Here is a 3,099-nt window from a genome sequence, read left to right as displayed (position 1 = left end):
AGATCTACACTCTTTCCCTACACGACGCTCTTCCGATCTACAGTGTAATCGGAGATGATAATACGACTGTTTATAATTCTAAAGAAAATATTTCTTACTTTAGAAAATAATGTAGAAATAATAAGTATTATTAATTGTAAAATAGAAGCTATAGGATCTTAGTTTAAGATATTTATTTTAGGGTTTAACAGAATAATTAGACGACTAAATAAAAATAATAAAGCTAAGCTAATGATTAGCAATAAGTTATTAGATATATTTTTTAGGACTAAAAAAGAGATGCTACCACCTATAATATCACCTAGTAAAAAGGAACTTTGTAATAAGCCGAATACATAAGCAGAACTACATTGTTCCGCAATGTCTACTTCTATTACTTTAGAAATAGTTTGTAAAACCACCCAAAAAATTCTAAATAATATAATAAAAAAAAATGCAAAATAAACTAAGGTATTACTGTAGAAAAGGCTAAATAGCAAAAAGCTTACGATACAAGATAATATAATATAATATTTATTCTGATTAGCAGTAGCAACTAACCTACTAAAGAATATTTGTAAAATTGCTCCTATTAAAATAGCCAAAGCTAAGAATGGGGCAATGAGAGTTTTTGAAATTGCAGTGTTTTTTAAATAAATAGGGAGCAAAGGGAGACTAAGGGCTGTAAAGAATCCTCCAAAAGCTGCATAAATTATTAATATGAGAGAAGTACGTTTATTTAAGAGGAATGCTTTTTTAAAGCTCAGTGAGATAGTAGAGTTTGCAATGGAGGAATTATTTTTATTTTGAATTACTTGTTGTGATATCTCGGTAATTTTAGGAATAAAAAATATTGCTAAGAGATTAATTAGGCTAGTTAATAACAAAATTACCTGATATTGAGAAATATTCCTATGGGCAAATAGATAGAGTAAAACTCCCGAACTTAAAATAAAAATAACTTGAATTAAATGTTCCCAACCCTTAATTATTGATATAGCACTAGTTCTTGCTGTATTTTTATCAAATTCTAAATACCAAAAGTTACTCCCCAATATGACTAAAGAAGCTCCCAAACCGGCACTAAAGCCACTGAGAATCATTATAATTATATGTAGAGGAAATGCTCGTAGAGCAAGCCATAAACTATAGAGTATAATTCCTAACAGTATTACCAAAGAAGCTTTATAGGTTTTTTGGTAGAGTTTCACTAAAAATAAAGAAGAAGAACCCACAAAAGCCATAGTAGCATAGGAGATAGAAAAATAATAAAACTTATCAATACTCTCTAAATATAGGGGAAAAATTAATCTAGAAGCACTCATCGCTCCTAAAAAAAAGAAGTTAAAAAAAATAATTTTTCTGAGAAGTTTCTTAGAATTTATTCCTATAATTATGCCTATAATAATTTTTCGGCATTGATTTTAAGGGTAGGGTCGTTCTGCCAAATATTTTAAGTATCTAGAATTAATTTTAGCACTAATTCTTTGTTGTTTAAAAAAGTATAAGCTTCTGCTAATAAGATTAGATAATCTTTTAAGTATTCAGTTCCTAGATTAAAATTACTGTTAATAACTTGATTATATAAATTATGTTGGGCAGAATTGTATAAGTAATTATATAAAATAGATTCTTCAGAAGAATGCTCATAGGCAAATTTTGCATACTTATAGGCTAAATAAATATTATCACTATAAAATATACTAAAATTATAATAACTATCTGCATAATAAGGGTCTTTAGTAATTGCTAAGTGTAAATATTTTAAAGCTTCTATTTTGTTACCTAGTTTAAAATAAATTAGTGCTAATTCGTTTAAATACTCAGGATAATTAGGATCTAATTCTATTAATTCTAAGTAAGTATTTAGAGATTTCTTTAAATTGTTAGTTAAAGAATAAGCTCTAGCTAAATTATAGAGTAGTACGGTTTTATGCATATGTATAGCACAGTTTTTATTTGGTTCTTTATTTTGTATTAATTTAATTGTTAATAATTTAATAGCTTTTTTTAGAAATGCAATTGCCTGTGGAAATTTTTCTTCCCTAATTTGTAATAAAGCATAACCGTTGCGATTAAAAATCTCTTGAAATATGTAATCTTTTTCACTAAATTCAGCTCTATGTTTTTTCAGTAGTGCTAAACCTTGATTAAGATATTTTTTACTTAAGGTTAAAGATAAAAATAGAGAATTATAATGCCGTGCAAAGAGCATTCCTAATAAATAACAGGCTTTAATTTTTTCTGTTACTAAACTATTAAGTAGGGCTTATTTATAGAAGAATTCTGCCTCAATACTTAAATATAAGGAGTTTTTAACTAATCCGAATAAGTTATAATACTTTTTTAACAAATTATTATCTAATTCTTGGTAAGAGAGTATGACTTCTATTAAATAATTAGCTGTAAAAATATCCCCGCTATAGGTATACTGATATATAAAATTTAATAATCGCTGTTTTACTACTAGATTAGGGGAGCATAAACACTCTACTAACTTTATTTCATTTTGTGTTAAGGTAAATTTCTCAAAGGTAGTTTCATTTTTTAGAATAATTTTAATACCTAATTTAGTACAACTCTCTGTAAAAGATTTTATAAATTCATGACTAATTAAGGAGAGATTTAACTCTATAGTTGTACAGGAATTAGCCACTAAAATATGAGTAATCTGATTAGCAAAACGTAATACTCTATTTTTTAAGATAAATCTAATTCTCTCATTTGGTATAATACTATCAGTTAAGGAATAAAACTTAGAATTTATATTAGTTTGTTCTAAGGGATATAAAATTGTTTTAGGGGTTTGGGGATTTTTTCCAAACTAACATAAGTTCTTAGAAATTCTCTTAAAAATAGCGTTGGCATTACTTCTAAAAGATTAGTTTTTTGATAAAACAACATAATAATAACTTTGAAAAGCTAGTACTATTTAGTAATTAAATAGTACTAGAGATATTTGATAATAATTATTTATTATTATACATAACGTCAAAATTAACTTTTTTCAGAGTCGGTTTTTGTTTTACAAATTTCATAATTTACCCCCGTTATTTACTATTGAATCTAAATGGTATTATATTTTATTATTTAGTACAATAAAAAATATGGTAATTATAC

General features: G+C 26.0%; 4 protein-coding genes. All 4 read right to left on the bottom strand.

The features are described 5' to 3' along the window. Positions 1-158: 158 nt before the first annotated feature. The 4 genes from ACQCX0_RS01205 to ACQCX0_RS01190 all read right to left on the bottom strand — a co-directional run bounded on the left by ACQCX0_RS01205 (position 159) and on the right by ACQCX0_RS01190 (position 2,883). Positions 159-1,334 carry an MFS transporter gene (locus tag ACQCX0_RS01205; protein WP_462562298.1) on the bottom strand — a complete coding sequence of 392 codons (1,176 nt, stop codon included), beginning with the start codon at positions 1,332-1,334 and terminating at the stop codon, positions 159-161. A 98-nt stretch (positions 1,335-1,432) separates the two neighbouring features. Then, positions 1,433-2,194, bottom strand: coding sequence for a tetratricopeptide repeat protein (locus ACQCX0_RS01200; protein ID WP_462562296.1), 762 nt, complete (start codon positions 2,192-2,194; stop codon positions 1,433-1,435). A 54-nt stretch (positions 2,195-2,248) separates the two neighbouring features. Next, complete coding sequence (locus tag ACQCX0_RS01195; RefSeq protein ID WP_462562295.1) at positions 2,249-2,635, bottom strand: hypothetical protein; 387 nt, start codon at positions 2,633-2,635, stop codon at positions 2,249-2,251. A gap of 122 nt (positions 2,636-2,757) precedes the next feature. After that, a complete protein-coding gene (locus ACQCX0_RS01190) occupies positions 2,758-2,883 on the bottom strand; it encodes a hypothetical protein (protein WP_462562294.1) in 126 nt (41 codons plus the stop codon). Positions 2,884-3,099 lie beyond the last annotated feature (216 nt).

The sequence above is a fragment of the Candidatus Hepatincolaceae symbiont of Strigamia maritima genome, assembly GCF_055505085.1.
The sequence above is the reverse complement of the archived record's forward strand: the minus strand, read 5'-3'. Positions and strand labels throughout refer to the sequence as shown.